23 protein-coding genes and 1 tRNA gene are annotated in these 25,367 nt (G+C 34.3%); 22 read left to right on the plus strand and 2 right to left on the minus strand.

Annotated elements, in window-relative coordinates:
- The first annotated feature begins 45 nt into the window (after positions 1-45).
- The 3 genes from ccsA to OH814_RS01300 all read left to right on the plus strand — a co-directional run bounded on the left by ccsA (position 46) and on the right by OH814_RS01300 (position 4,810).
- A complete protein-coding gene (gene ccsA / locus OH814_RS01290) occupies positions 46-3,378 on the plus strand; it encodes a cytochrome c biogenesis protein CcsA (RefSeq protein ID WP_308826814.1) in 3,333 nt (1,110 codons plus the stop codon).
- 197 nt (positions 3,379-3,575) lie between these two features.
- Entirely contained in the window at positions 3,576-4,454 is an 879-nt protein-coding gene (locus OH814_RS01295; RefSeq protein WP_115619054.1) for an SPFH domain-containing protein, read from the plus strand.
- Positions 4,455-4,621: 167 nt separating this feature from the next.
- Entirely contained in the window at positions 4,622-4,810 is a 189-nt protein-coding gene (locus OH814_RS01300) for an Arc family DNA binding domain-containing protein (protein WP_115619053.1), read from the plus strand.
- A 51-nt stretch (positions 4,811-4,861) separates the two neighbouring features.
- On the opposite strand, the gene OH814_RS01305 is transcribed toward OH814_RS01300, so the two are convergent.
- Positions 4,862-5,056, minus strand: coding sequence for a hypothetical protein (locus tag OH814_RS01305; protein ID WP_115619052.1), 195 nt, complete (start codon positions 5,054-5,056; stop codon positions 4,862-4,864).
- A 133-nt stretch (positions 5,057-5,189) separates the two neighbouring features.
- On the opposite strand from OH814_RS01305, the gene OH814_RS01310 reads away from it, so the two are divergent.
- The 12 genes from OH814_RS01310 (at position 5,190) to OH814_RS01365 (ending at position 17,616) form a co-directional block, all read left to right on the plus strand.
- The gene (locus tag OH814_RS01310) at positions 5,190-6,740 is read left to right on the plus strand and encodes an aldehyde dehydrogenase family protein (protein WP_123885036.1); all 1,551 of its coding nucleotides are present in this window, start codon (positions 5,190-5,192) and stop codon (positions 6,738-6,740) included.
- Positions 6,741-6,819: 79 nt separating this feature from the next.
- On the plus strand, positions 6,820-8,145 hold the full coding sequence (gene lat / locus OH814_RS01315; RefSeq protein WP_076558334.1) for an L-lysine 6-transaminase: 1,326 nt from the start codon (positions 6,820-6,822) through the stop codon (positions 8,143-8,145).
- A gap of 62 nt (positions 8,146-8,207) precedes the next feature.
- Complete coding sequence (locus OH814_RS01320; protein WP_076558336.1) at positions 8,208-8,438, plus strand: DUF2007 domain-containing protein; 231 nt, start codon at positions 8,208-8,210, stop codon at positions 8,436-8,438.
- A gap of 174 nt (positions 8,439-8,612) precedes the next feature.
- Complete coding sequence (locus OH814_RS01325) at positions 8,613-9,131, plus strand: GNAT family N-acetyltransferase (protein WP_308826815.1); 519 nt, start codon at positions 8,613-8,615, stop codon at positions 9,129-9,131.
- Positions 9,132-9,254: 123 nt separating this feature from the next.
- A complete protein-coding gene (locus tag OH814_RS01330) occupies positions 9,255-9,710 on the plus strand; it encodes a GbsR/MarR family transcriptional regulator (RefSeq protein WP_115619049.1) in 456 nt (151 codons plus the stop codon).
- A gap of 1 nt (position 9,711) precedes the next feature.
- On the plus strand, positions 9,712-10,896 hold the full coding sequence (locus OH814_RS01335) for an efflux RND transporter periplasmic adaptor subunit (protein WP_076558343.1): 1,185 nt from the start codon (positions 9,712-9,714) through the stop codon (positions 10,894-10,896).
- Entirely contained in the window at positions 10,896-14,042 is a 3,147-nt protein-coding gene (locus tag OH814_RS01340; RefSeq protein ID WP_308826816.1) for an efflux RND transporter permease subunit, read from the plus strand. The genes OH814_RS01335 and OH814_RS01340 overlap by 1 nt, the downstream gene beginning before the upstream one ends.
- Positions 14,043-14,063: 21 nt before the next feature.
- Positions 14,064-15,479: an efflux transporter outer membrane subunit gene (locus tag OH814_RS01345; protein ID WP_308826817.1), complete on the plus strand. Its 1,416-nt coding sequence runs from the start codon at positions 14,064-14,066 to the stop codon at positions 15,477-15,479.
- Between the two features lie 175 nt (positions 15,480-15,654).
- Positions 15,655-16,143, plus strand: a complete 489-nt coding sequence (locus tag OH814_RS01350; RefSeq protein ID WP_308826818.1) for a GNAT family N-acetyltransferase — start codon at positions 15,655-15,657, stop codon at positions 16,141-16,143.
- 3 nt (positions 16,144-16,146) lie between these two features.
- The gene (locus tag OH814_RS01355; RefSeq protein WP_308826819.1) at positions 16,147-16,626 is read left to right on the plus strand and encodes a MarR family transcriptional regulator; all 480 of its coding nucleotides are present in this window, start codon (positions 16,147-16,149) and stop codon (positions 16,624-16,626) included.
- 170 nt (positions 16,627-16,796) lie between these two features.
- A tRNA-Ala gene (locus OH814_RS01360) sits at positions 16,797-16,870 on the plus strand.
- A 374-nt stretch (positions 16,871-17,244) separates the two neighbouring features.
- A complete protein-coding gene (locus OH814_RS01365; RefSeq protein WP_123885029.1) occupies positions 17,245-17,616 on the plus strand; it encodes a hypothetical protein in 372 nt (123 codons plus the stop codon).
- 58 nt (positions 17,617-17,674) lie between these two features.
- Here OH814_RS01365 and OH814_RS01370 read toward each other — a convergent pair whose 3' ends face one another.
- On the minus strand, positions 17,675-18,325 hold the full coding sequence (locus OH814_RS01370; RefSeq protein WP_279197315.1) for a hypothetical protein: 651 nt from the start codon (positions 18,323-18,325) through the stop codon (positions 17,675-17,677).
- A gap of 145 nt (positions 18,326-18,470) precedes the next feature.
- Here OH814_RS01370 and OH814_RS01375 point away from each other — a divergent pair, with 145 nt between their 5' ends.
- The 7 genes from OH814_RS01375 to hisC all read left to right on the plus strand — a co-directional run bounded on the left by OH814_RS01375 (position 18,471) and on the right by hisC (position 25,327).
- A complete protein-coding gene (locus OH814_RS01375; RefSeq protein WP_308826820.1) occupies positions 18,471-19,052 on the plus strand; it encodes a C40 family peptidase in 582 nt (193 codons plus the stop codon).
- Between the two features lie 268 nt (positions 19,053-19,320).
- Positions 19,321-20,133: a 2,3,4,5-tetrahydropyridine-2,6-dicarboxylate N-succinyltransferase gene (locus OH814_RS01380; protein ID WP_115619041.1), complete on the plus strand. Its 813-nt coding sequence runs from the start codon at positions 19,321-19,323 to the stop codon at positions 20,131-20,133.
- A 10-nt stretch (positions 20,134-20,143) separates the two neighbouring features.
- A complete protein-coding gene (locus tag OH814_RS01385; RefSeq protein ID WP_076558367.1) occupies positions 20,144-20,818 on the plus strand; it encodes a glycosyltransferase family 32 protein in 675 nt (224 codons plus the stop codon).
- Positions 20,802-21,902 (plus strand): glycosyltransferase family 1 protein, encoded by a 1,101-nt coding sequence (locus tag OH814_RS01390; protein ID WP_308826821.1) that lies wholly within the window; start codon positions 20,802-20,804, stop codon positions 21,900-21,902. Before OH814_RS01385 ends, OH814_RS01390 begins: the two co-directional genes overlap by 17 nt.
- A gap of 252 nt (positions 21,903-22,154) precedes the next feature.
- The gene (gene hisG / locus OH814_RS01395; protein ID WP_308826822.1) at positions 22,155-23,012 is read left to right on the plus strand and encodes an ATP phosphoribosyltransferase; all 858 of its coding nucleotides are present in this window, start codon (positions 22,155-22,157) and stop codon (positions 23,010-23,012) included.
- A 1-nt stretch (position 23,013) separates the two neighbouring features.
- On the plus strand, positions 23,014-24,288 hold the full coding sequence (gene hisD, locus OH814_RS01400; protein WP_308826823.1) for a histidinol dehydrogenase: 1,275 nt from the start codon (positions 23,014-23,016) through the stop codon (positions 24,286-24,288).
- A 4-nt stretch (positions 24,289-24,292) separates the two neighbouring features.
- On the plus strand, positions 24,293-25,327 hold the full coding sequence (hisC, locus tag OH814_RS01405; RefSeq protein WP_308826824.1) for a histidinol-phosphate transaminase: 1,035 nt from the start codon (positions 24,293-24,295) through the stop codon (positions 25,325-25,327).
- Positions 25,328-25,367 lie beyond the last annotated feature (40 nt).

Below are 25,367 nucleotides of genomic sequence, written 5' to 3' on the forward strand. Positions count from 1 at the left end.
TTTCGGTTTATCATCCTTATTTTTGCATGTCAAGTAAAAAATATCATGAAGAAGCTGCAGGATATAATTATCTCCACCAGAACAATGGCTGTTCTATTGCTGGTTTATGCATTTGCCATGGCATATGCAACGTTCCTAGAAAACGATTACGGAACACCAACCGCAAAAGCCTTAATTTATGAAGCAAAATGGTTTGAACTCATTATGCTTCTCCTCATCATCAATTTTGTGGGAAACATTGGGCGATACCGTCTTTGGAAAAGAGAAAAATGGCCTGTATTGGTATTTCACCTTTCATTTATCTTTATTTTCGTTGGAGGCGCTATTACCAGATACATCAGTTTTGAAGGTCAAATGAGCATCAGAGAAGGTGAAACTTCAAACGAAATTGTTACCGACAAACAATTCTTTAAAATTCAGATCGAAGATAAAGGTGATGTGCTGAATTATCAGGATGTTCCTTATTTGATGTCTCCGCTACATAAAGATTTTAAAGCAACTTATGATTTCCACGGAAAACCGGTTAAGATAAAAACTTTGGACTATGTTCAGAGAAAAAAAGACAGTTTAGTTGCTGATAAAAACGGAGCAGAATATCTTCATTTGGTGTCGACTGCAGAAACAGGAAGACAGAATATTTACATCAAATCCGGCGAAACAAAATCAATCAACGGAACTTTGGTTACTTTCAACAGAGCTATTGACGGAGCTGTAGAATTTAAACAAGTAAACGGGCAAATGATGATTAAAACTCCTGTTGATGCAACTTATATGACGATGGCTACTCAGGCAACAGGAAATACTGCTAAAGATCAGTACCAACCTTTGGTTTTGAGAAGTCTTTACAGCATTAATGAATTGAAACTGGTTGTTCCGGAAGGTCTTAGAAAAGGTAAACTAATGGCTTTTGAAGGCGATAGAAAGAAAGATCAGAATGTTCCTGATGCGATGACGATAGAAATTGAAGGCCCGAAAACGAAACAAATCGTAGAACTCTCTGTAGAAAGAGGAAACCCCAATGCTTACAAACAAGTAACAATGGATGGTCTGAATATTATGGTTGGTTTTGGCCCTAAAATTTATACCACTCCTTTTGCTATAAAACTGGATGATTTCGTAATGGAAACTTATCCCGGAAGTTCATCTCCCAGTGCATACGAAAGTCACATAAAAATCATCGATGAAGGAAAACAGACTCCTTATAAAATCTATATGAATAACGTTCTTAATTATAAAGGTTACCGCTTTTTCCAGGCGAGTTATACGCCAGACAGAATGGGAACTTTATTATCTGTAAATCATGACTTTTGGGGAACTTTAATTTCTTATATTGGTTATGCATTTTTATTCGGAGGTATGTTTGTGATGTTCTTCTGGAAAGGAACCCACTTCTGGAAGCTTAATAAAATGCTGAAAGACATCAACAAGAAAAGAGCTGCAACGGTAATTTTATTATTCTTAAGCTTAAGTTTGAGCGCTCAGAAAATCGAAACTCACGGTACTTCAGACGGTAGCAGAGAACACGTACATGTAGAAGGAGACGGTCATACTCATGATATTGCTCCTCAAGCAGTTCAGCCACAAGGAAATCAACAGAATTCTTTGGCAGCTCCTTTAACGAAAATGAGAATGATTTCGCCTGACGAAATAATTGCCAGAAATAAAATCACTAAAGAACATGCAGATAAGTTTGGTTATCTTTTGGTACAGAATTATGAAGGTAGAATTGTACCGATCAATACTCAGGCTTTGGATGTTTTAAGAAAACTTTATAAAAGAGATAAATTTAAAGGAACTGACGGAAAATACCTAACGGCTGAACAATGGTTCTTATCGATCAATACAGATACACCAAGCTGGACAATGGTTCCTTTAATCAAAGTGGATGCAAAAGGAGGTGAAGAACTTCTGAGAAAAACAAAAGCCGACGAAGATGGTTACACTTCTTTGATGAATCTTTTCCCGTCTGATGGAAGCGGAAACCTTACTTATATTTTGGATGCCGATTACAACACCGCATTCCGTAAAAAACCAGCAGAACAATCTGAATACGATAAGCAAATTATTAAACTAAACGAAAGAGTACAGATTTTTAATGAATTCTTCAGCGGACAGTTTATGAGAATCGTTCCTGTGAAAAACGACCCGAATCATACCTGGCATTCTTGGTTAGACCAAAAAATGGAGCCGGATATGGAATCTCAGAAAGTAATGGGACCGTATTTCGCAGAAGCACTTCAGGCACAAAAAACAGGCGACTGGAGCAAAGCAGATGCTGAGTTGAAAAAGCTTTCAGACTATCAGCAAAAATGGGCGAAAGCAGTAGTTCCGTCAGAAACTAAAGTGAATCTTGAAGTTTTCATTAATAAAGCTGATATCAATTTCAAATTATTGATTTTCTATACAATCATCGGTGGTTTACTATTGATTTTAGGTTTTGTAGAATTATTTAAGCCTAATAAAACTCTTAACAGAATCATCAAAGGAATTATTTATGTAGGAATTGCAGGGTATGTTGCTCACTTCTTAGGATTGATTGCAAGATGGTATATATCAGGTCACGCTCCTTGGAGTAACGGTTACGAAGCAATTATCTTCATTTCATGGGTCGGAATTTCTGCAGGATTAATGTTCTATTTCGGATTTGGAAAACCAAGCTTAGGGAAAAAGACGTTAGATTCTACAGTGAAGCCTGTAAAAAAAGGAAATACTTCCAATGCTTTAATTCCTGCAGCAGGATTTATGGTTGCTGTTATCATGATGGGATTTGCACACGGAGGTTCAGCGCTTGATCCGCAGATTACACCGTTGGTTCCTGTACTGAAATCTTATTGGTTAATTGTACACGTTGCCATTATTGTATCGAGCTACGGTTTCTTTGCATTGTCAATGATTATTGCTGTAATTTCATTAGTATTCTATATTATCTCAGATAAGAATTTATTTAAAGTTCATAATGACTCTACTTTAAAAGAATTGGCAATTGTATCTGAAATGTCTTTAACGATCGGACTTTTTGCATTAACAGTAGGAAACTTCTTAGGAGGAATCTGGGCGAATGAATCTTGGGGAAGATACTGGAGTTGGGATCCAAAAGAAACTTGGGCATTTATTTCAATCATGGTATATGCTTTTGTTTTACACATGAGATTGGTTCCGGGATTGAGAAGCAGATGGGCATTCCACGTAGCAACAATGTTTGCATTCTGCTCGATGGTAATGACGTATTTCGGAGTAAATTATTACTTAAGCGGATTACACTCTTACGCTGCAGGTGATCCGGTTCCGGTTCCGGCTTGGGTATACATCGGCTTGGCAACCATGTTTACTTTAGCCTTAGTATCTTACTTTAAGTTTGTTGCTTTAAAGAAAAAATAAGATCATTCATATATATTATATAGAATCCCGGAAGTTACTTTCGGGATTTTTTTTGGTTAAAACTTAATAAAAAAACTAATAACTAATAACTAATAACTAATAATATATAATATATAATATATAATATATTATATATAATTCAAAACTTATATATATCTTTATGATATCAAAATAATATCACTCTAAAAATCAAAATCATGGAAAAAGTTCTAAAACCAATGTCAGGTTATTTGGCATTAGTAATCTCTCTTCTTTTATTGGGAGGTTCAGCTTATCTTTTTATTTATGGTATCAATGATGGTGAAAATCCAGATATCACGTATGTCATCATTTCACTTATTTCATTTTTTATTACCTGTTTTTTATTAAAGGGTTTAATGATTATTCAACCCAATCATTCAAGAGTGCTTAATTTCTTTGGAAAATATGTAGGCTCTGTAAAAGACAACGGATTGTTTTTTATTAATCCTTTGTATTCATCTCAAAAAATGTCTTTACGTTCAGAAAACTTACAGGGACAGACTTTGAAGGTAAATGACAAAATGGGAAATCCAATAGAAATTGCAGTGGTAATGGTTTGGAAAGTAGGAGATACCTACAAAGCAGCATTTGATGTAGAAAGATATTCAGATTTTGTAAAAATGCAGAGTGAGGCGGCAGTTCGTCATTTGGCAATGAGTTTTCCTTATGATAATCTTGAAGACGATCACGCGCCGATTACTTTAAGAGAAGGTGGTGAAAAAATCAATTCAATACTTGAACAGGAATTAACAGACAGACTCTCAAAAGCCGGAATTATTATTCAGGAAGCGAGAATCTCACATTTGGCTTATGCGTCTGAAATTGCAGGAGCAATGCTTCAAAGACAACAAGCAACGGCAATTGTAGCGGCGAGAACTAAGATCGTAGAAGGTGCAGTTGGAATGGTAGATTTAGCTTTAAAAAAGCTTTCCGCAGAAAATATTGTTGAATTGGATGACGAAAGAAAAGCAGCAATGGTAAGCAATTTAATGGTGGTATTATGCGGAGAGAAAGCAGCTCAGCCAATTTTAAATGCAGGAACTTTGTATAACTAAGGTTGAGGCTAAGTTTAAGGTTCATAAAATAAGACTCATTATTAAAGAAAGTATAGGTCTTTACTAAGTGAAGGCCTTTACGAACGAAAAAGATACTCAATAATTTTAAGAAAAAGTCTTTGCGACCTTTGCGTTAAAAAGAAATTTTGGACTAGAAAAATAATAAAATGAAATCAGAAAAAGCTCAGAACTCTCCCGAAAACAAAAGCAAAAAATCTTTCGTGATAAGGATAGATGAGTCTACCTATAAACTTCTTGAAAAATGGGCAGGTGACGAATTTAGAAGCGTCAACGGGCAGATTGAATATCTTCTTAATCAGAATTTGGTCAATTCGGGAAGAAAGAAAAAAGAATAAATTTTATAATTAAAACAAAATTAAAAGCAGAGAAAAGTTTCTTTGCTTTTTTTATTGAAAAATCCCGGTAAAATAACCACTGATTACACTCCAGAAGTTTTTCCCTAAGAAATAAATCAGCGTAGAAGTGATAATTCCTTTTACAGTAAAAAAGATGATTCCGCCAATACCGAATTTCTTCAGCATTTTCTTCCACCTTGACTTTTTTTCCACATTCTCTTCGTTTGTAGCTTCTTTCGTTTCCATTTCTGCAATTATAAAGGTTTACTTACAAAGATAAACATGTTTATAATTAGTCCAAATAAAATCATTCAAAAAATTAAAATTTTCCAGGTTCATAATATTTTTTATCTTAGGGGAAACGAAAAGTTAAATTTTTATGTCAAAGAAAATCAAAGATTTCGGGATTGAAAAATCATTACAAAATTTAGGAATCAAAGATGAAAATAAGGGAACTTCTACAGGAGGTAAATTTTTTGCATCAGGAAAATCTATAGAAAGTTATTCTCCGGCAGACGGAAGATTAATAGCCAAAGTAAAACTATCAAACGAAAAAGATTACGACAAAGTAATAGAATCTGCTCAAAAAGCATTTCTGGAATTCAGAACGGTACCGGCACCGAAAAGAGGTGAAATTGTACGTCAGCTTGGGCAAAAATTAAGAGAATACAAAGACGATCTTGGTAAACTGGTTTCTTACGAAATGGGGAAATCTTTGCAGGAAGGTCTTGGTGAAGTGCAGGAAATGATAGACATCTGCGATTTTGCAGTGGGTTTATCAAGACAGCTTCACGGGTACACCATGCATTCAGAAAGACCTGGTCACAGAATGTACGAGCAATATCATCCGCTAGGAATTGTAAGTATCATCACAGCATTCAACTTTCCGGTAGCTGTTTGGGCTTGGAACACCGCTTTAGCTTGGATTTGCGGAAACGTTACCATCTGGAAACCATCAGAAAAAACTCCGCTTTGTGCAATCGCATGTCAGAATATTATGAATGAAGTTTTAGCAGAAAATAATCTTTCTGAAGGAATTTCCAGTGTATTGGTTGCAGACCACACAATCGGACAAAAATTGGTTGATGACAAACGAATTGCTTTGGTTTCATTCACCGGTTCTACAAGAGTCGGAAGAATGGTTTCTTCTAAAGTTGCTGAAAGATTTGGTAAATCAATCTTAGAATTAGGTGGTAATAATGCAATCATTATTTCTAAAGATGCTGATCTTGATATGTCAATTATCGGAGCGGTTTTCGGAGCGGTAGGAACTGCAGGACAAAGATGTACTTCTACGAGAAGATTGATTATTCACGAATCTGTTTATGACGAAGTGAAAAACCGCTTGGCAAAAGCTTACGGACAATTAAAAATCGGAAATCCTTTGGATGAAAATATGCACGTTGGGCCGCTTATCGATGTTGAAGCTGTCAATCAGTACGAATTGGCAATCGAAAAATGTAAGAAAGAAGGTGGGAAATTCGTTGTTGAAGGTGGAGTTCTGAAAGGTAAAGATTACGAATCTGGTTGTTATGTAAAACCATGTATCGCTGAAGTTAAAAACTCTTACGAAATCGTACAGCACGAGACTTTTGCACCCATTTTATATCTAATTAAATACAAAACTTTAGAAGAAGCAATTGCCATTCAGAATGATGTTCCACAGGGTTTATCTTCAGCAATCATGACTCAGAATTTAAGAGAAGCAGAATTATTCCTTTCTCATGCGGGTTCAGACTGTGGAATTGCCAATGTAAATATTGGAACTTCAGGTGCCGAGATCGGTGGAGCTTTCGGTGGCGAAAAAGAAACTGGAGGCGGTAGAGAATCTGGTTCTGATGTCTGGAAATACTACATGAGAAGACAAACCAATACTATTAATTACACAGCAAGTCTTCCATTAGCTCAGGGAATTAAATTTGATCTTTAAAATAATTTAGAATCAGGAGATTTTGGAGATGAATGTACAGAATCTCCTGATCCATTTCACTTAAAATTTTAAAATTAATATGAACAATATATTAGAAATTCAGTCAAATAAAATAAAAGAAACCGTTGGTAAACATGTTTTGGCAGACGGTTTTGATTTTGTAATGGATATCGAAAACTCTCACGGATCTTGGATTCATGATTCTGTTTCAGGGAAAAATTTTCTTGATATGTTCTCAATGTTCGGCTCGGCTTCTATTGGGTACAATCACCCTTATCTGGTTGAAAAATCTGATTGGCTGGGAAAAATGGCAATTAACAAACCTACTTTGGCAGATGTTTATTCTAAAGAATATGCTCATTTTCTGGAAGTTTTCGAGAGAGTTGTTTTGCCAAAAGAATTACAGTATGCATTTTTTATTGAAGGTGGAGCTTTGGGTGTTGAAAATGCGATGAAAGCATGTTTTGACTGGAAAACAAGAAAAAATTTCGACAAAGGATTGGATATTGAAGCTGGAATCTGCATCCATTTCAGACAGGCATTTCATGGAAGAAGCGGCTATACTTTAAGTTTGACCAACACTTCAGATCCTAGAAAATATCAATATTTTCCAATGTTTGAATGGCCAAGAATTCTGAATCCTAAATTACATTTTCCAATTACAGAAGAAAATTTAGAAGAAACTATTAAGAACGAAAATTTAGCGTTAATTCAAATTACAGAAGCTATTTTATCAAATCCTGATCAGGTAGCATGCATCATTATAGAGCCAATACAGGCTGAAGGTGGTGATAATCATTTCAGAGACGAATTTTTTGTCGGTTTAAGAAATATTTGTGACGAGCATGAGGTTCTTTTGATATTCGATGAAGTACAAACCGGAATAGGAATAACAGGCAAAATGTGGGCTTTTGAACACTTAAGCGTGAGACCGGATATTATTTCTTTTGGCAAGAAAACCCAGGTTTGTGGAGTTTTGGCGAATAAAGAAAAATTTGATGAAATACCAAACAATGTCTTCAGAGAAAGCTCAAGAATCAATTCTACCTTTGGAGGTAACTTTATAGACATGTTGCGTTTTCAATTGGTAATGGAAGTTATCGAAAAAGAAAACCTTTTAGAAAATGCCAATATTGTTGGTGAATATCTACTGGAAGGTCTTCAGAATTTAGCTCAAAAATATCCTGAAAAATTATCTAATGCAAGAGGAAAAGGTTTGATGTGCGCAATAGATTTACCATCTCCTCAGCAAAGAGATCATTTAAGAAATGAGCTTTACAACGATGGTTTAATTATTCTTTCTTGTGGCGATCAGTCAATCAGATTCAGACCACATTTGAATGTTACAACAGAGGAAATTCAAATTGCAATAGACAAAATCGAAAACAATATTAATAAAATTTAAAACTTTCAAATTTGGAATTTTAAAAAAAACGTTCTATATTTAGATACTCAAAATGTAATTATATGGAACGTAACACTAGAGTCTCAGTTTTTGAAAGCGATAAATCTGCAGAAATTCAGTTAATTAAGTCTAAATTAGACGATGCACAGATCACTAATGATGTTGAAAATAATTATCTCACTTTTACAACTACGCCTACAGCAACAAGTTTAAAAGTAATGGTAGATTTACATGACGAGAAGAAAGCATTTGAAATTATTGATGCTTATCTTCAACAAAATCAGAATCAATAAAAACAATTTCATAATTTTAAATTTTACTACTTCGGAACCGAAAATTAATTCTCATTAATTTTCGGTTTTTTTGGTGTTAAGCTTAAAAAAATATTCTTAATAAAATTTTAAGGTAAAATCTGTAGCATTGAATATGTTATTTCTTTATTTTCAAATTTGTAATATAAACTTCTTATGACCGATAAAAATGAAATCCATTTTAGAAAAGCGGAATCGAATGATATTGATACCATCTGGAAAATTATACAGCAGTCTATCGAACGCAGAAGAAAAGATGGCAGTGATCAATGGCAAAACGGATATCCCAATTTACAAACCGTAGAAAGTGATGTTTCTAAAGGGTTTGGCCATGTTTTGACAGTTAATAATGATGTTGCGGTTTACGTTGCACTGATTTTCAACGACGAACCAGCCTACAGTTCAATTGATGGTGAATGGTTAACAACCGGAGAGTTTGTAGTTGTACATAGAGTTGCAGTTTCAGAAAAATTTGCCGGACAAGGACTTGCCAAAAAACTTTTCGATTATATTGAAGATTTTACGAAGTCTCAGAATGTTGCTAGCGTAAAAGTTGATACCAATTATGACAACATTGCCATGCTGAAGATTTTAGAATCTAAAGGATACACTTATTGTGGTGAAGTTGTTCTTGCAGGAGGCGTAAGAAAAGCCTTTGAAAAAGTGTTGATTTAAAAAAACACAAAAGGTTAAATTAAAAACTCATTGATTCTTTAAGAAACTGTTTATTTATAAACTCTATCACCTTTGTTCGTTTAGTTCCGAACTAATTTCTACATTTGTCAAAATTTTTCAATAATGAAAAAAAGTTTAGAAGTAGATGAGAAAATCTTTCAGGATGCTGTGAAGTTTTACGGTACCGTTCTTAATCTACCGCCTTTGGCTTCAAAAATTTATTCGTACCTCATTTTCGATTTTGATAAGGTGGGAATTACTTTTGATGAGTTTGTTGAAGTCTTTTCAGCAAGCAAAAGCTCGGTTTCTACCAACCTCAATTTACTTATCAATTCAGAATTAATCATTGATGTTAATAAGATGGATGAAAGAAAACGTTATTTTTTTGCCAATGATGATTACAAAAAAATAAGGTTCGAGAAAATTGTTCAAAAAATGCAAGATGAATTGAAACTACTAGACGATCTTAAAAATTTCAGAAAAACGGAGCATAAAGAAGACGAAGAAAGAATTGAAGTCTACAAAGCTCTTTTAAACAAAAACATATCAAATATTCAGGAATCTCTTAATAAACTATAAAATGACAAACAAGCTTATACTATTTTCTGTAGCAGCATTTTCACTGACTGCCTGCAAAAAAGAAGCTCCGAAACAGGATGGCCCAAAACCTTTTCCTGTAGTTTCGGTAGAGAATAAAAATGTAGTAGGGTACGACACTTTCCCTGCAAGTATTGAAGGCAGAGTAAATAATGATGTAAGAGCAAAAATTCAGGGTTATATTACTCAGGTTTTGGTGGATGAAGGTCAGTATGTAACTAAAGGGCAACCTTTATTCAGACTAGAAACCAATATTCTTACAGAAAACGCTGCTGCTTCAAAAGCAGGAATTGGTGCTGCCGAATCAAATATCGCCGCAGCTCAGGCTCAGGTAAATGCCGCTAATGTAGAAGTGAATAAACTGAAGCCACTTGTTCAGAAAAACATCATCAGCAACGTACAGTTACAGACGGCGCAGGCCAATTTGGCTCAGGCTCAGGCTGGTTTACAGCAGGCTATTGCGGCAAAAAGACAAGCTGTTGCCAACTATAAAGGTGTAGAAGCAAACATTGATTACTCTGTGATCCGTGCTCCTATTTCCGGAGTGATTGGTAAACTTCCTTTAAAAGTGGGAAGTTTGGTAGGTCCTACAGATCAGGTTGCTTTAACCACGATTTCAGATACTTCAGAGATATTCGCTTATTTTTCAATGAATGAAAAATCCTATTTTGATTTCTTAGAAAATTCAGTTGGAGCCAATGTTCCGGAAAAAATAAAAAATCTTCCGATGGTTGAACTTGAATTGGCAAACGGAAGTATTTATCCTGAAAAAGGAAGAATCGAAGCAATTACCGGTTCTTTAGATCCTACAACAGGAACTATTCAGTTCAGAGTTTCTTTTAAAAATGCTCAAAAACTTTTAAGTAACGGAAACAGTGGAACCATAAGATTCCCTAAACGTTATGACAACGTTTTGGTAGTACCGGAAAGTGCAACTTACGAACAGCAAGGAATTGTTTACGTTTATAAAGTTGAAAAGGATACTGCACGAAATACAGTTGTTGAAGTCATTGAAAGAATAGACAATTTAGCTTTAATAAAATCCGGGGTTAAAAAAGGAGAAGTAATTATTGCAGCCGGAACCGGAAATATAAAGCCGGGTACAGCCGTAAAGCCTAAAAAAGTAAGTATGGATAGCCTCGTTCAATCAGTAAAACCGAAATTCTAATGATAAAGAACTTTATTAACAGACCGGTTTTATCAACTGTAATCTCCATCTTGATTGTTATTCTTGGTGTTTTGGGACTTACAGCACTTCCGGTTACACAATATCCCGATATTGCTCCGGCAACGGTGAGTGTGAGAGCCAATTATACAGGAGCCAATGCTGAAACCGTAATGAAGAGTGTGGTTGTTCCTTTGGAAGAACAGATCAATGGAGTTGAAGGGATGGATTATATTACTTCAACAGCAGGTAATGACGGTTCAGCACAGATTCAGGTATTTTTCAAACAAGGAATAGATGCAGATATTGCTGCGGTAAACGTTCAGAACCGTGTTTCTAGAGCTAGCCCGTTACTTCCTAGTGAAGTTACCCGTGCAGGTGTTGTAACTCAGAAGCAACAAACGAGTGCTTTGATGTATCTTTCTTTCTATTCAGAAAATAAAAATATTGATGATGTATATCTTCAAAACTTCCTGAATATTAACGTGATTCCAAATCTACAAAGGATTAACGGAGTAGGTGAAGCCAACGTTTTTGGTGGTAAAAATTACTCGATGAGAATTTGGCTTGACCCTGCAAAATTGGCAGCCTACGGAATTACACCCAATGAAGTTACCACCGCTATTAATGATCAGAGTAGAGAAGCTGCAGCAGGATCTTTAGGACAAAACAGCGGAAGCTCTTTTGAATATATCATTAAATATGTAGGAAAATTCAGTGAAAAGGAACAGTATGATGACATTATCATCAAATCTCTTCCGGACGGACAGAATTTAATGTTGAAAGATGTTGCAAAGGTAGAATTAGGCGGTTTATCTTACAGTGGAGTTGGTGAAAACGGAGATTACCCATCAATCAGTATGGGGGTATTCCAAACTCCAGGATCCAATGCTCAGGAAATTATCGAAAACATCAAAAAACAGCTTAAAGAAAATGAAAGTTCTTATCCTGAAGGTGTAAAATATACATTTAACTTTGATACCAACGAATTCCTTGATGCTTCTATCGAAAAAGTAATTCATACTTTGATCGAAGCCTTTATCTTGGTATTTATTGTAGTTTATATTTTCTTACAGGATTTCAGATCAACATTAATTCCGGCGATTGCGGTTCCGGTATCTATTGTGGGAACATTTTTCTTCCTGAATCTTTTTGGATATTCATTAAACCTATTAACGCTTTTTGCATTGGTTTTAGCGATTGGTATTGTGGTAGATGATGCGATTGTCGTCGTCGAGGCTGTACACGCTAAAATGGAACAAGGAATTTCCAATGCGAAAAAGGCAACGGTAGAAGCAATGGACGAAATTACAGGTGCGATTATTTCAATTACATTGGTAATGGCAGCGGTATTTATCCCTGTTACATTTATTACAGGACCTACCGGAGTATTTTATCAGCAGTTTGGGATTACCTTAATTATTGCGATCATCATTTCGGCGGTAAATGCATTGACTTTAAGTCCGGTTTTATGTTCATTATTCTTAAAACCTCACGAAGATCATCATGAAGATTACAAGAATAAAAATTTCATACAGAAATTCTTCTACAAATTTAATATCGGTTTCAAAACGGCAACCGAGCGTTACGGAAGAGGATTTAATTTTCTGATTAAACATAAATGGGTGACTTTAGTAATTCTTATCGTTACCGGAGGAATCATCTATTGGGCAAATGGAAGTATGAAGAAAGGTTTTGTACCTACAGAAGATAGAGGAATCATCTTTACAGACGTGCAGCTTCCACCGGGAGCATCAATGGAAAGAACTTACAATGTATTGAAGACTTTGCAGAAAGATGCCATGAAAATTCCGGGAATTCAAAATGTGACTATTTCTACAGGTAGAGGATTATTATCCGGAAACGGAAGTAATAATGGTCTTGCCTTTGTTAAACTTAAACCTTTCGACGACAGAAAAGGGGACGGCTTATCATCTGAAGAGATTACAAAAAGATTATTTGGTCTTGCAGTAAAAGTGCCTGATGCTAAAGTTGTTTTCTTCCAGCCTCCAAGTGTACCGGGATTTGGTAGTAGCGCAGGTTTTGAGATGGTACTTTTAGATAAATCCGGAGGTGATTTTGCTCAGCTTGATGCCAAATCAAACGAGTTTATCGGGAATCTGATGCAAAGACCGGAAATTGAATTTGCTCAGACTTCATTTAATACAAAATATCCACAGTATTTAATGGAAATCAATGTTCCGTTAGCTAAACAAAAAGGTGTTTCTGTAAATGATATTTTATCTACAATGCAGGGATATATTGGTGGAATTTACGGAGCTGATTTTACCAAATATGGAAAACAGTTCAGAGTAATGATTCAGGCGCTTCCTGAAAACAGAGTAAATGCTGATAATCTTAATCAATATTATATTAAAACCGGTTCCGGAGAGATGTCACCGATTTCACAATTTGTGACATTGACTAAATCTTACGGTCCTCAGTCTGTAGGTCGTTATAACCTGTTTACTTCAGTGAAAATTACAGGAGCAAACAAAGCTGGTTACAGTTCGGGTGATGCAATTACGGCGGTACAGGCGGTAGCTAAAGAGACGCTTGATCAAAATTATGATGTTGAGTTTACAGGTCTTACAAGAGAAGAATTAAATTCAGGATCTCAGACGTTATTGATCTTTGCTTTGAGTTTGGTGTTTGTTTATTTCATTCTTTCTGCTCAGTACGAAAGTTACATTCTTCCTTTAGTGGTGGTAATTTCACTTCCTCTTGGGGTAATGGGAGCTTATTTCGGACAGAAAATAATGGGCTTAGAAAACAATATTTACTTCCAGATTGCATTGATTATGTTGGTCGGCTTATTGGCAAAAAATGCGATTTTGATTATCGAATTTGCTGTTCAGAGGAGACATCATGGCGAGACCATTGTAGAATCTGCAATTAATGCAGCCAAAGCGAGATTGAGACCAATTTTAATGACATCATTGGCATTTATCTTCGGTTTATTACCATTGGTTTTAGCAAGCGGAATTGGTGCGGTTGGTAACAGATCAATTGCAACAGGTGCATCGATCGGGCTATTAATAGGAACTATTTTAGGAGTATTTGTGATTCCGGTTTTGTATGTGATTTTCCAGACTTTACAGGAAAAAATAAAACCTATCAAGCACGAAGACATCAATTTAGCTGAATAAGAAATCTTTAAGATTTAAATAATGAAAAAATTATCAATAATTATAAAAGGAACTGCTTTTTCAGTGGTCACGTTCGCCGTTTTATCATCGTGCATGGTAAGAAAAGAGTACGAAAGACCTGCAGCGGCAGTTGACGAAAAACTATTCCGTACAGATATGCTGCCTCAAGACAGTACAAGTATTGCGAATGTTTCCTGGAAAGAGATTTTCACAGATCCTATTCTTCAGGCGCACATCACAAAAGCCTTGGAAAACAATCTTGATGTAAGAATTGCAGTACAGAATATCACTTCTGCCGAAGCTTATCTGAAACAGGCAAAAGCAGCATACGAACCCACTTTATCAATCGGTCCGAATTACACTTTTCAGACACAGTCTATCAACACACAGTTTGGTCAGATTATCGGAGAAAGACGTTATGTAAACCAGTTTGATATTACGGCAACAATCGGTTGGGAAGCAGATTTGTGGGGAAAAATGAAGTCTCAGCAAAAAGCTCAGTTGGCTACTTATTTAGGAACTTTAGCGGCTCACAAAGCGGTAAAAAGTGATTTGGTAGCATCAATCGCTTCGGCCTATTTTCAGTTGTTGACTTATGATGATCAGAAAAGAATCATTGAAGAAACAATTAAAGTAAGAGAAAATAATTTAGAAACCACAAAAGCTTTAAAGGAAGCAGGAACATTGACGGAAGTTGCTGTGCAGCAAAGTGAAGCTTTGGTTTATAATGCTAAATCTTTACTGATCGACATTGATACTCAAATTCAACTTTTGGAAAATACAGTAAGCATGTTGATGGGTGAGCCTTCGCAGACTATTGCCAGATCATCTTTAAGATCACAGTCGTTACCAGAAAGTCTTGCTTTAGGATATCCTGCAAGTTTGTTATCAAACCGTCCGGATGTGATGCAGGCAGAATTTAATTTAATGAATGCTTTTGAGTTGACAAATGTTGCCAAAGCTCAGTTTTATCCAACGCTAAAACTAACTGGAAGCGGTGGAGTACAATCAGTAGACATCGACCATTTGTTTAGTGTAAACTCTCTTTTTGCCAATGTTGTAGCTGGTTTAGCGCAACCAATTTTAAACAGAAGACAGATCAAAACCAATTACGATGTAAGTTTAGCAAACAAAGAAACGGCTTATCTGAATTTCAGAAAATCTATTTTGATGGCTGGAAAAGAAGTTTCTGATGCAATAAGAGTATTTTCGGTTCAGGATTCTTTTATAGATTTAAAGAAAAAAGAGCTGGATTCTTACAAAAAATCAGTTGATTATTCTCAGGAATTGGTCAACTATGGTATGGCAAACTACCTTGAAGTTTTAAATGCAAGTGTAAATTCATTGAATGCCGAGCTTAATATTTCAAATGCAGAATACAGTAAAATGAAAGCTGCAGTAGATTTGTACCAGGCTTTAGGCGGCGGATGGAAATAATGAAAAGTTAGTTATTATATATTCAAATCTTGTTAAGACGTGTACTGGAAACAGTGCACGTTTTTTATTTAATTAAAATTACAAACAACTGATTTTCTATATTTTAAAATTATATTTCAATTTTCCATTACATATATGTAGCTAACTACGTAGTTTTGTACATAAATTAAAAGTCATGTTAGAAATTAATCTTGTAAACAATACCTATTCAAAAGAAATAATAGACTTAATTCTTACTATTCAGCAAAAGGAATTTAATGTTCCCATTACGATAGAAGATCAGCCAGACCTTATGCAAATCGAAGATTTTTATTTTGCCAATGGCGGAAGTTTTTGGGGAGCTTTCATAGACGGTGAACTTGTTGGAACCATTGCTTTGGTTAAATTTGATGAAAAAGCAGCTGCAATCCGAAAGATGTTTGTAAAAAAAGAATTCAGAGGTAAAGAACACGGTATCGCTCAAAAGCTATTGGAAATCCTGATTGCTTATTGCCAGAAAAACGGAATAGATGAAGTATATTTAGGAACTGTATCGATACTCGAGGCTGCATTGCGTTTTTACGAACGTAATCACTTTATACGAATTGAAAAAGAACAGCTTCCCTTAAAATTTCCTTTAATGACTGCTGATAATGTATTTTGTTTTCTAAATCTAAAATCATAGCTTATGAATGTCATCAACGAATCCGGAACTTTAGCTTTATCTACAAGATTACAACGCCTTAGCGAGCAATTACGTAAAGAGGGAGCCTTAGTTTATAAAGAATTTGGTATTGATTTCGAACCCAAATGGTTTCCGGTAATCTTTACATTACATCACAAAAATTTACTCAGCGTTGTAGAAATTGCTAATGAAATAGGATACACGCATCCTTCAACAATCAGCCTTTTAAAAGAACTTGAAAAGCAACAAATGATTATATCTAAAAAAGATAAAACGGATGAACGTAAACGCTTAATTGAATTGGCACCAAAAGGTATTGAATTGATAGAAAAAATGAAACCTGCATGGGAAATTATCTCTAAAGTGTTGGAAGAGATAGCAGATAATGAGAATCATTTATTGAAAGCAATTAATGAAGCAGAAGAAAAAATTGCCAAACAGTCTTTTTTACAAAGAGTTTTACAATTGAAAAACAACCAATAAGTAATGTTAATAAATTGATTGTTTTTAATTTTCTTTTTATCGTTTCATTTAAAGAAAGTTTGCAAATGATTATTAATATTAAAATAGTTCAAGGAAATTTTAATAAAAAGTTTGCATATGTCCTTTAAATACTTACTTTTGTACGGCTTCAGAAATAACAATCTGAAAAAGGGGAATTAGCTCATCTGGCTAGAGCGTTAGACTGGCAGTCTAAAGGTGACGGGTTCGATCCCCGTATTCTCCACTTTATAAAACCTTCCAATTCGGAAGGTTTTTTTAGATTTATCTTAATAAAATATTCGAGGTTATAAATTGGCTCAAATCAAACGATGCGCTAATAACTACTTATACCCTTTTAGAAATTTTTAATTTCATTTAATTTTAGAATTACCCCTTACTCAATAAAAAAAGTCATGAAAACAATTTTAAAGATGAAATTCCTCTAAACAGATAAAAATTATCATCTGTAAAAGATTAAACTATAAAATTAAATTAATATATTTGCCCAATTCAAAAAATATAGAGATATCATCAATTTTAAAAACAATCTTGAAATTTTTTCCCTTATTTTTAAGAATAAATTGAATAATAAACTTATTTCATAAACTATTGTAACCTATGAAGAAACTATTTTTACTTTTATTGACTATTTTTTCATTGATTGGATGTACTGCAGATGACGAGACTCTTGTTGATTATGTAGGAACATGGTCTGGAACTTACGAAGGAACCGAAAAAGGTCTTTGGAAATTTGTAGTTGCTTCCGACGGAAAAGTTACCGGAACAATGTACAATGAAACAAACAATGAAAACTACAATATTTCAGGATTCCTGGACAGATCCGGTCAGTTGACTGCTGAATTGGTTTTACCTGCAGACGGACAATTTAACGGAACACTAAACGTTGAAGAAAAGGGAAGTGGAAATTGGACGAACGAGTCGCCAACTCCTGTCAGAAGCGGATCTTGGTCTGGAGAGAAAAATAAATAGATCAACTATTATAAATTAAAAATCGGCTGCAAACAAAGTTTGCAGCCGATTTTTTTATTTAAACAAATCCCATTTGTACAACGTGAGAATCTCTCTTTACTGCAACAAAATGAATCTCATCATCTTCTTCTGAAAAATGATTTTCAAAAATTACTTCATTTTGACTTTCCTGCAACTTTATTTTTTCTTCAAAAGACTCTGTAAGATAGTTTTCAAAATCAATTTTTATACTGACAATTGCTACTTCATCAGCAAAAATCGCTTTATCCAAATGCAGACTTTTGTCCCACAATCCAAGGAAAATCTGAGTATTCTGATTAAAATTAGAAATATCACCGAACTCAAATTGCTGGAGTATTACTCGTCCTTCTTTAGTTTTTAAGCCATTTTTTACCGATCTCTTTCCTTTTTCATTTTCAATATCCAGATCTTTGATTTTGGTCATCGTCTTTGCAAACCGTTGATAGAGTAGGGCTTCATCCGCCAATTCAATATATTTTGAGATGCAGGAACGGATTAACTTTCCAATTTTTGAGCAGTGCCCAAATTCAGAACTGTTTTGCCTCACCTTTTCGTAAGTGGGGCTTTTTTTATAGGCAGTTTTATTGAACCCACTTTTTTTCCGAACAATATTTTTACCATTCAAATTATAAAAAACCAGATCACCAATGGATCCGTTGAGTTTAATGAAACTTTCGTAAGTCGCCATATTTCTAAAATAGCACCAAATATAAACATAAAAATTGACAATTAAATATATTGCTATATAATTAAAGTATAGTTATAGTATAGTTATTGTATAATTAAAAAAATTAAATTATATTTGTAACCATAAATATCTAATTGATTTTCAAATGAATAAGGATTTGCGTTTTTCGGAAATTAAATTATATAAAAGGTTTGCTGTTTTAGCAATAATTTCAACAACAATTATTTCTTGTGGAAGCTCGAAAAATGTTTCTTCTTCTAATTCTAAGAAAACATCATCGAAAAGTATAAGTAAAGCTGAAAATCTAAGAAAATTGGATTCTGATTTCGATGGTAAAGTTCCGGGCTCTGTAAAGAGTCTTTTAAAAGATGCTGAAACGTATTTGGGAGCTCCGTATAAATTTGGAGGCAATAGTTCTTCAGGTTTTGACTGTTCCGGATTTACCGTGAAGGTTTTTCAGGATAATAATTTCAGTTTACCCAGAAGATCTTCAGATCAGGCAGATTCCGGGAAATCTATTGATATTAAAACCGTAAAACCAGGCGATTTGCTGTTTTTTGCTACGGCTGGCGGAAGTAGGGTTTCCCACGTAGGGATTGTTCACACCATTGAAAATGATGGTGAAGTAAAATTTATCCATGCCTCTACTTCTAAAGGAGTAATCATATCTTCATTAAAGGAAAAATACTGGAACAAAGCCTATCTACACGCACAAAGAGTTTTATAGTTTCAATAAATTTTGCAAGAGAAATGCATTTTTTATTCAAAATAAATGAAACGCTTTATCTAGCATAAATTTTATGTAGATCTTTTTTATACTCGTTTTACAATCATTTTTTTTAATAAAGCTAAAACACCTATTCTTATTATATAAACAAGATAGAAAGACTAATCTTGGATAAATATTTAGTTTTTGTAATAGAACATTCAAAAGATTTTGCCTAACTTTTTTGTATATTTGGCAGTGAATTTTTTAACAAATTATAAACATAATTATGTCGTTACAACAAACTATTGAAAATATCTGGGACAACAGAGAATTATTGCAGAATGAAGACAGCCAAAAGGCTATAAGAGAGGTTATTTCTTTGGTTGACAAAGGCGAGCTTCGTACAGCTGAGCCTACAGAAAACGGATGGCAGGTGAATGAGTGGGTGAAGAAAGCAGTAGTAATGTATTTCCCGATTCAGAAGATGGAAACTATTGAAGTAGGTCCGTTTGAATTTCATGATAAAATGCCTTTGAAAAGAAACTATGCAGAAAAAGGGGTTAGAGTTGTACCGCATGCCATTGCAAGAGAAGGTGCTTACATCGCATCAGGCGTTATTTTGATGCCTTCTTATGTAAATATTGGTGCTTATGTAGATTCAGGAACAATGGTTGATACTTGGGCAACGGTTGGAAGCTGTGCACAGATCGGTAAAAATGTTCACTTAAGTGGTGGTGTTGGTATTGGTGGTGTTTTAGAACCGCTTCAGGCTGCTCCGGTAATCATTGAAGATGACTGTTTTATCGGTTCCAGATGTATCGTTGTAGAAGGAGTTCACGTTGAAAAAGAAGCTGTTTTAGGTGCAAATGTAGTGTTAACCGCTTCTACAAAAATTATCGATGTTACAGGAGACACTCCTATTGAAATAAAAGGTAGAGTTCCTGCCCGTTCAGTTGTAATTCCTGGAAGTTATACCAAACAATATCCTGCCGGAGAATATCAGGTTCCTTGTGCTTTGATCATCGGTCAGAGAAAAGAATCTACAGACAAAAAAACATCTCTTAATGATGCTTTAAGAGAAAATAATGTAGCTGTTTAAATTTTTGCAAATGGCAATTCCTAAACAAATTTTTCAGACTTTTAAAACCGATAAGCTTCCTTGGCTTACGAAGTTTCATATCAAAAGAATGCTCAAAAAAAATCCTGAATACGAATACCATTTTTATGATGATAATCGAATTCAGACTTTTTTTAAAGATGAGTTTCCACCTGAATATTTGAAAGCTTATAACAGACTGACGATAGGAGCTGCCAAAGCAGATTTCTTCAGATATGCCATTCTTTACAAAAAAGGTGGTGTTTATTTAGATGTAGACAGCGGAATCAATAAGCCGATCAAAAAGTTTATTCGTGAAGACGATGTAGCTCTGGTGACGGATGAAATTCCACAAACATATTATGTACAATGGGGTCTTGCATATGCTGCAGGACACCCATTTTTACAGAGAACATTAGAAATGATTATGGATAATATTAAAAACAATCCATATCCACATAATGTACATAAAACGACTGGCCCAACCGTTTATACAGACGCCGTGAGAGCATGTTTAGAGGAAGATCCCACAATTCCGCATCGTTTCATGGGACCACATTATGACAATAATATGCAGTTTAAATATAAGCTCGGGAAATTCTTCCTTTACAGTGATAAATCTGAACACTGGAAGAGAAAACAGCTCACCCAAAACATCATAAAACCTGAGAATGAAGATAGCATTTGATGCCAAACGTTTTTTTCATAATACTTCAGGATTAGGGAATTATTCGAGAGATTTAGTTAGAATTTTATCTAAATATTATCCTGAAAATCAGTATTTATTACTTAATAAGAACAAATCGGAAAGAGGTTCCAATATTTTAGAAAAATCCGATGTTACCTTTGTAGAAACATCTAAAGGAACAATGTCTCGACAGTTTAAAATGGGAAAAGATGCGCAAAAAGAAGGTGCAGATATTTTCCATGGATTATCGGGCGAATTACCTTTACAATGGGATAAGAAACCCATCAAAAAAATCGTTACCATTCACGATTTGATATTCGTAAGATATCCTCAATATTATTCTTTTTTTGACAGAAAAATCCATCTTTGGAAATTCAAAAAAGCAGCTAATACTGCAGATAAGATCATTGCCATTTCAGAGCAGACCAAAAGGGATATTATTCAATATCTGAAAGTTCCGGAAAGCAAAATCGAAGTGATTTATCAAGGTTGTCATCAAGCTTTTAAAGAACAACAATCCGATGAATTTATTCAGAAAACCAAAGAAAAATTTAATCTTCCGGAACGGTTTATTTTAAATGTAGGAACGATTGAAGAACGTAAAAATCTTTTTAGCATTGTTAAAGCAATAAAAGACACTGAAATCCCTTTAGTTGTAGTCGGAAAAAAGACAAAGTATTTTCAGAAAATAGCAAATTTTATTCAGAAAAATAAAATGGAAAAACAAATTCATTTTTTGGAAGGAGTTTCAATGGATGAATTAGCAGCCATTTACAAGCTGGCGGATATTTTTGTTTACCCAAGCTTTTTTGAGGGATTTGGAATTCCCGTAATCGAAGCTCTTTTTTCAAAAACGGTTACGATTACGAGCAATACAAGCTGTCTTCCTGAAGCTGGAGGCCCGGATTCTGTTTACATCGATCCAAAAAATTATCTGGATATTCAATCAAAAATAAAATTTTTATGGGATAGCGAATCTGAAAGAAAACGCCGTTCTGATAAAGGATTTGAGTTCGTTCAGAAGTTCAATGATGAGCCTATTGCGCATCAACTGATGAGTCTCTATCAAAAAAATATTTCTTAAAATTCTTGTGGAATTAAAAATTAGTTCTACATTTGTACCACAATATTCAAAGAAATATGAAACCGAATTTTTTAACAGTACATCATTATCATCATCTCTGCTAAGACGGAATTGATTGATATGCAACACAGTTAAAAATCAAAAAATAATTAAACCGTCTGAGTAAACAGACGGTTTTTTGTTTCTAAATTCTTTCACGGTAATTTATTTCAGACAATCAGTTTTTATTTACTCAGACTCAATAAAATTGAAATGAGTACATTAAAAATTGCCATACAAAAAAGCGGACGGCTTTATGAAGAATCTCTTCAGCTTCTCAAAGATTGCGGAATTCTCGTCAACAACGGAAAAGATCAACTGAAAGTTTCTGTAGATAATTTCCCAATGGAAATCATGTATCTGCGAAATTCTGACATTCCCCAATATCTGGAAGATGGCGTAGTTGATATTGCTATTGTCGGCGGAAACCTTTTGGTAGAAAAACAGAAAAAAATTGAAATCATCCAAAATTTAGGATTCTCAAAATGCCGGGTTTCATTAGCCATTCCTAAGGAAATTGAAACCGATGATATTGGTTATTTTCAGGGTAAAAGAATTGCAACTTCTTATCCCAATACTCTTAACAGTTTTCTTTTAAAAAATAATATCTCAGCAGACATACACGTCATTTCCGGTTCAGTAGAAATTGCTCCAAATATCGGTCTTGCCGATGGAATCTGTGATATTGTAAGCTCCGGAAGTACCTTATTTAAAAATGGTTTAAGAGAAACTGTTACTATTTTAAAATCTGAAGCTGTTCTGGCTAAAACATCATTATTAAGTAATGATAAACAAAAAATCTTAGAAAAATTTCTGTTCAGAATTCAGTCTGTTTTAAGGGCAAAAAATTCTAAATATATTTTGATGAATGTTCCGAATGATAAGATTGCGGAAATCTCAAATATTCTTCCGGTTTTAAAAAGCCCTACCGTAATTCCTTTGGCAGAAAAGAATTGGAGCAGCATTCATTCAGTAATTGATGCAGAACGGTTTTGGGAAGTTATAGATGAGCTGAAAGAAAAGGGAGCCCAAGATATTTTAATAATTCCAATCGATAAAATGGTCATATAATATGAAAATTAATAAATATCCTCAAAAAGAAATCTGGCCAGAATTGGTAAAAAGACCAATTATAAAAACAGAAGAAATCACAAAAATTATTGTTGAAATTTTTTCAAAAGTCAAAGAAAATGGTGATCAGGCATTAATTGATCTTAATAAAAAATTTGATAAGGCTGAAATTAAAAATATCAATGTTTCTGAAGAAGAAATAGATAATGCAAAAGGTGTAATAAGCAGTGAATTAAAAAATGCAATTCACCAGGCAAAAGAAAATATTACAACATTTCACGCTTCGCAAATTATCAAAATCAAAAAAATTGAAACTACAAAAGGAGTCATTTGCTGGCGAGAAAACAGAGCTATCGAAAAAGTTGGAATCTATATTCCGGGAGGAACAGCGCCTTTATTTTCTACGGTTTTAATGCTGGCAATTCCCGCTCAATTGGCTGGTTGTAAAGAAATTGTTTTATGCACTCCGCCCGACAAAAATGGAAATATCAATCCAGCGATTCTTTATACTGCTCAACTTTGTGGAGTAAAAAAAATATTTAAAACCGGCGGTGCACAAGCTATTGCGGCAATGACTTTTGGTACAGAATCGGTTCCCAAAGTCTATAAAATTTTTGGCCCCGGAAACCAATTTGTTGTCGCAGCAAAAGATTTTGCTCAAAAATACAACGTAGCGATTGATATGCCTGCAGGACCAAGTGAAGTTTTGATAATTGCTGATGAAAAGGCGATACCAGAATATTGCGCTGCTGATTTGCTTTCTCAGGCAGAGCATGGAAGTGACAGTCAGGTGATTTTTATTTCGACAGATTTAAGGATTTTAAATGAAACGATTGAGGAATTGAAAAAACAAATTAAACAGCTTCCAAGAAATGAGTTTGCTCAACAATCATTGAATAACAGCCATTTTATTTTATTGAATTCTGTTGATGAAGCTTTAGAATTCAGCAATTTGTATGCTCCTGAACATTTGATTTTAGCCATAGAAAGTTTCGAAAACTATTTCGATAAAATACAAAATGCAGGTTCTGTTTTTCTCGGAAATTACTCGTGTGAAAGTGCCGGAGATTATGCGAGCGGAACCAATCATACGCTTCCAACTAATGGATTTGCAAAAAATTACAGCGGAGTTTCTTCAGATAGTTTTGTCAAAAAAATTACATTTCAGAATTTGTCACAGGAAGGGTTACAAAATTTAGGTAAAACAATAGAGATCATGGCCGAAGCTGAAGGTCTTCTAGCACACAAAAATGCAGTATCAATAAGATTAAAATAAAAATATGACAACATTAAATATTAAAAAACTCGTTAGAAAAAATATATTAGAACTCAAACCGTACATTAGTTTCAGGGATAATAATCAATTTAAAAATCCTCTATTGCTGGACGCAAACGAAAGTCCCTTTGGCGAATATCATCGTTATCCTGATTCTACACACAAAAAAATTAGAGAAAAAATAGCAGATTTTAAAAATATATCTTCAAATCAAATTGCGATAGGAAATGGCAGTGATGAACTGATTGATTTAATCATCAAAATATTTTGTGAACCAAAAAAAGATTCTGTTTTAGTGATGAATCCTTCATTCGCGATGTACGGATTTTATGCAGCGATTAACGAAAATGAAGTTATCTCGCTCAACCTAGATGAAAATTTTGAGATTAAAAAAGAAGATTTTCTAAAAACCGTTAAAGATAATCAGCCAAAGGTCTTATTTCTCTGTTCGCCAAACAATCCCACAGGAAATTCAATCCGTGATCTTGAGTTTTACATTGAAAATTTCAATGGAATTGTGGTTGTTGACGAAGCATATATTGAGTTTTCTAACCAGAAATCATGCCTTGAACTTATTAACAATTATCCTAATCTGATTGTTTTGCAAACCTTTTCAAAAGCGTGGGGTTTGGCTGGAGCAAGAGTTGGAGTTGCTTATTCTTCAGAAGAAATTACTTCTCTATTTTACACTGTGAAATCACCATTTAACGTAAATAACCTGAGCCAGAACTTGGTTTTGGAAATATTAGATCAGATAGAAGATTTTCAGAATAATTTAAATAAAATCTTAGAAGAACGAGACTGGCTAAACGATCAGCTTACCCATATTGAATGTATTACAAAAGTCTATCCGACTGATGCGAATTTCTTTTTAATTGAGTTTAAAGATGTAGAGAACGTTTACGACAAACTGTTGGAAAGTGAAATTCTGACAAGTAAACGAAGTCCGCAAATCCCAAATTGTATCAGAATTAATGTAGGGAATATAGAAGAAAACATTCACTTGATTAACGTTTTAAATCAATGCGAAACCTTATAAGTTTTAAAAACCTATAAGGTTTAGTAGAGTTTCAAAATAA

The sequence above is a fragment of the Chryseobacterium sp. CFS15 genome, assembly GCF_031118795.1.
Classification (GTDB): Bacteria; Bacteroidota; Bacteroidia; order Flavobacteriales; family Weeksellaceae; genus Chryseobacterium; species Chryseobacterium indoltheticum.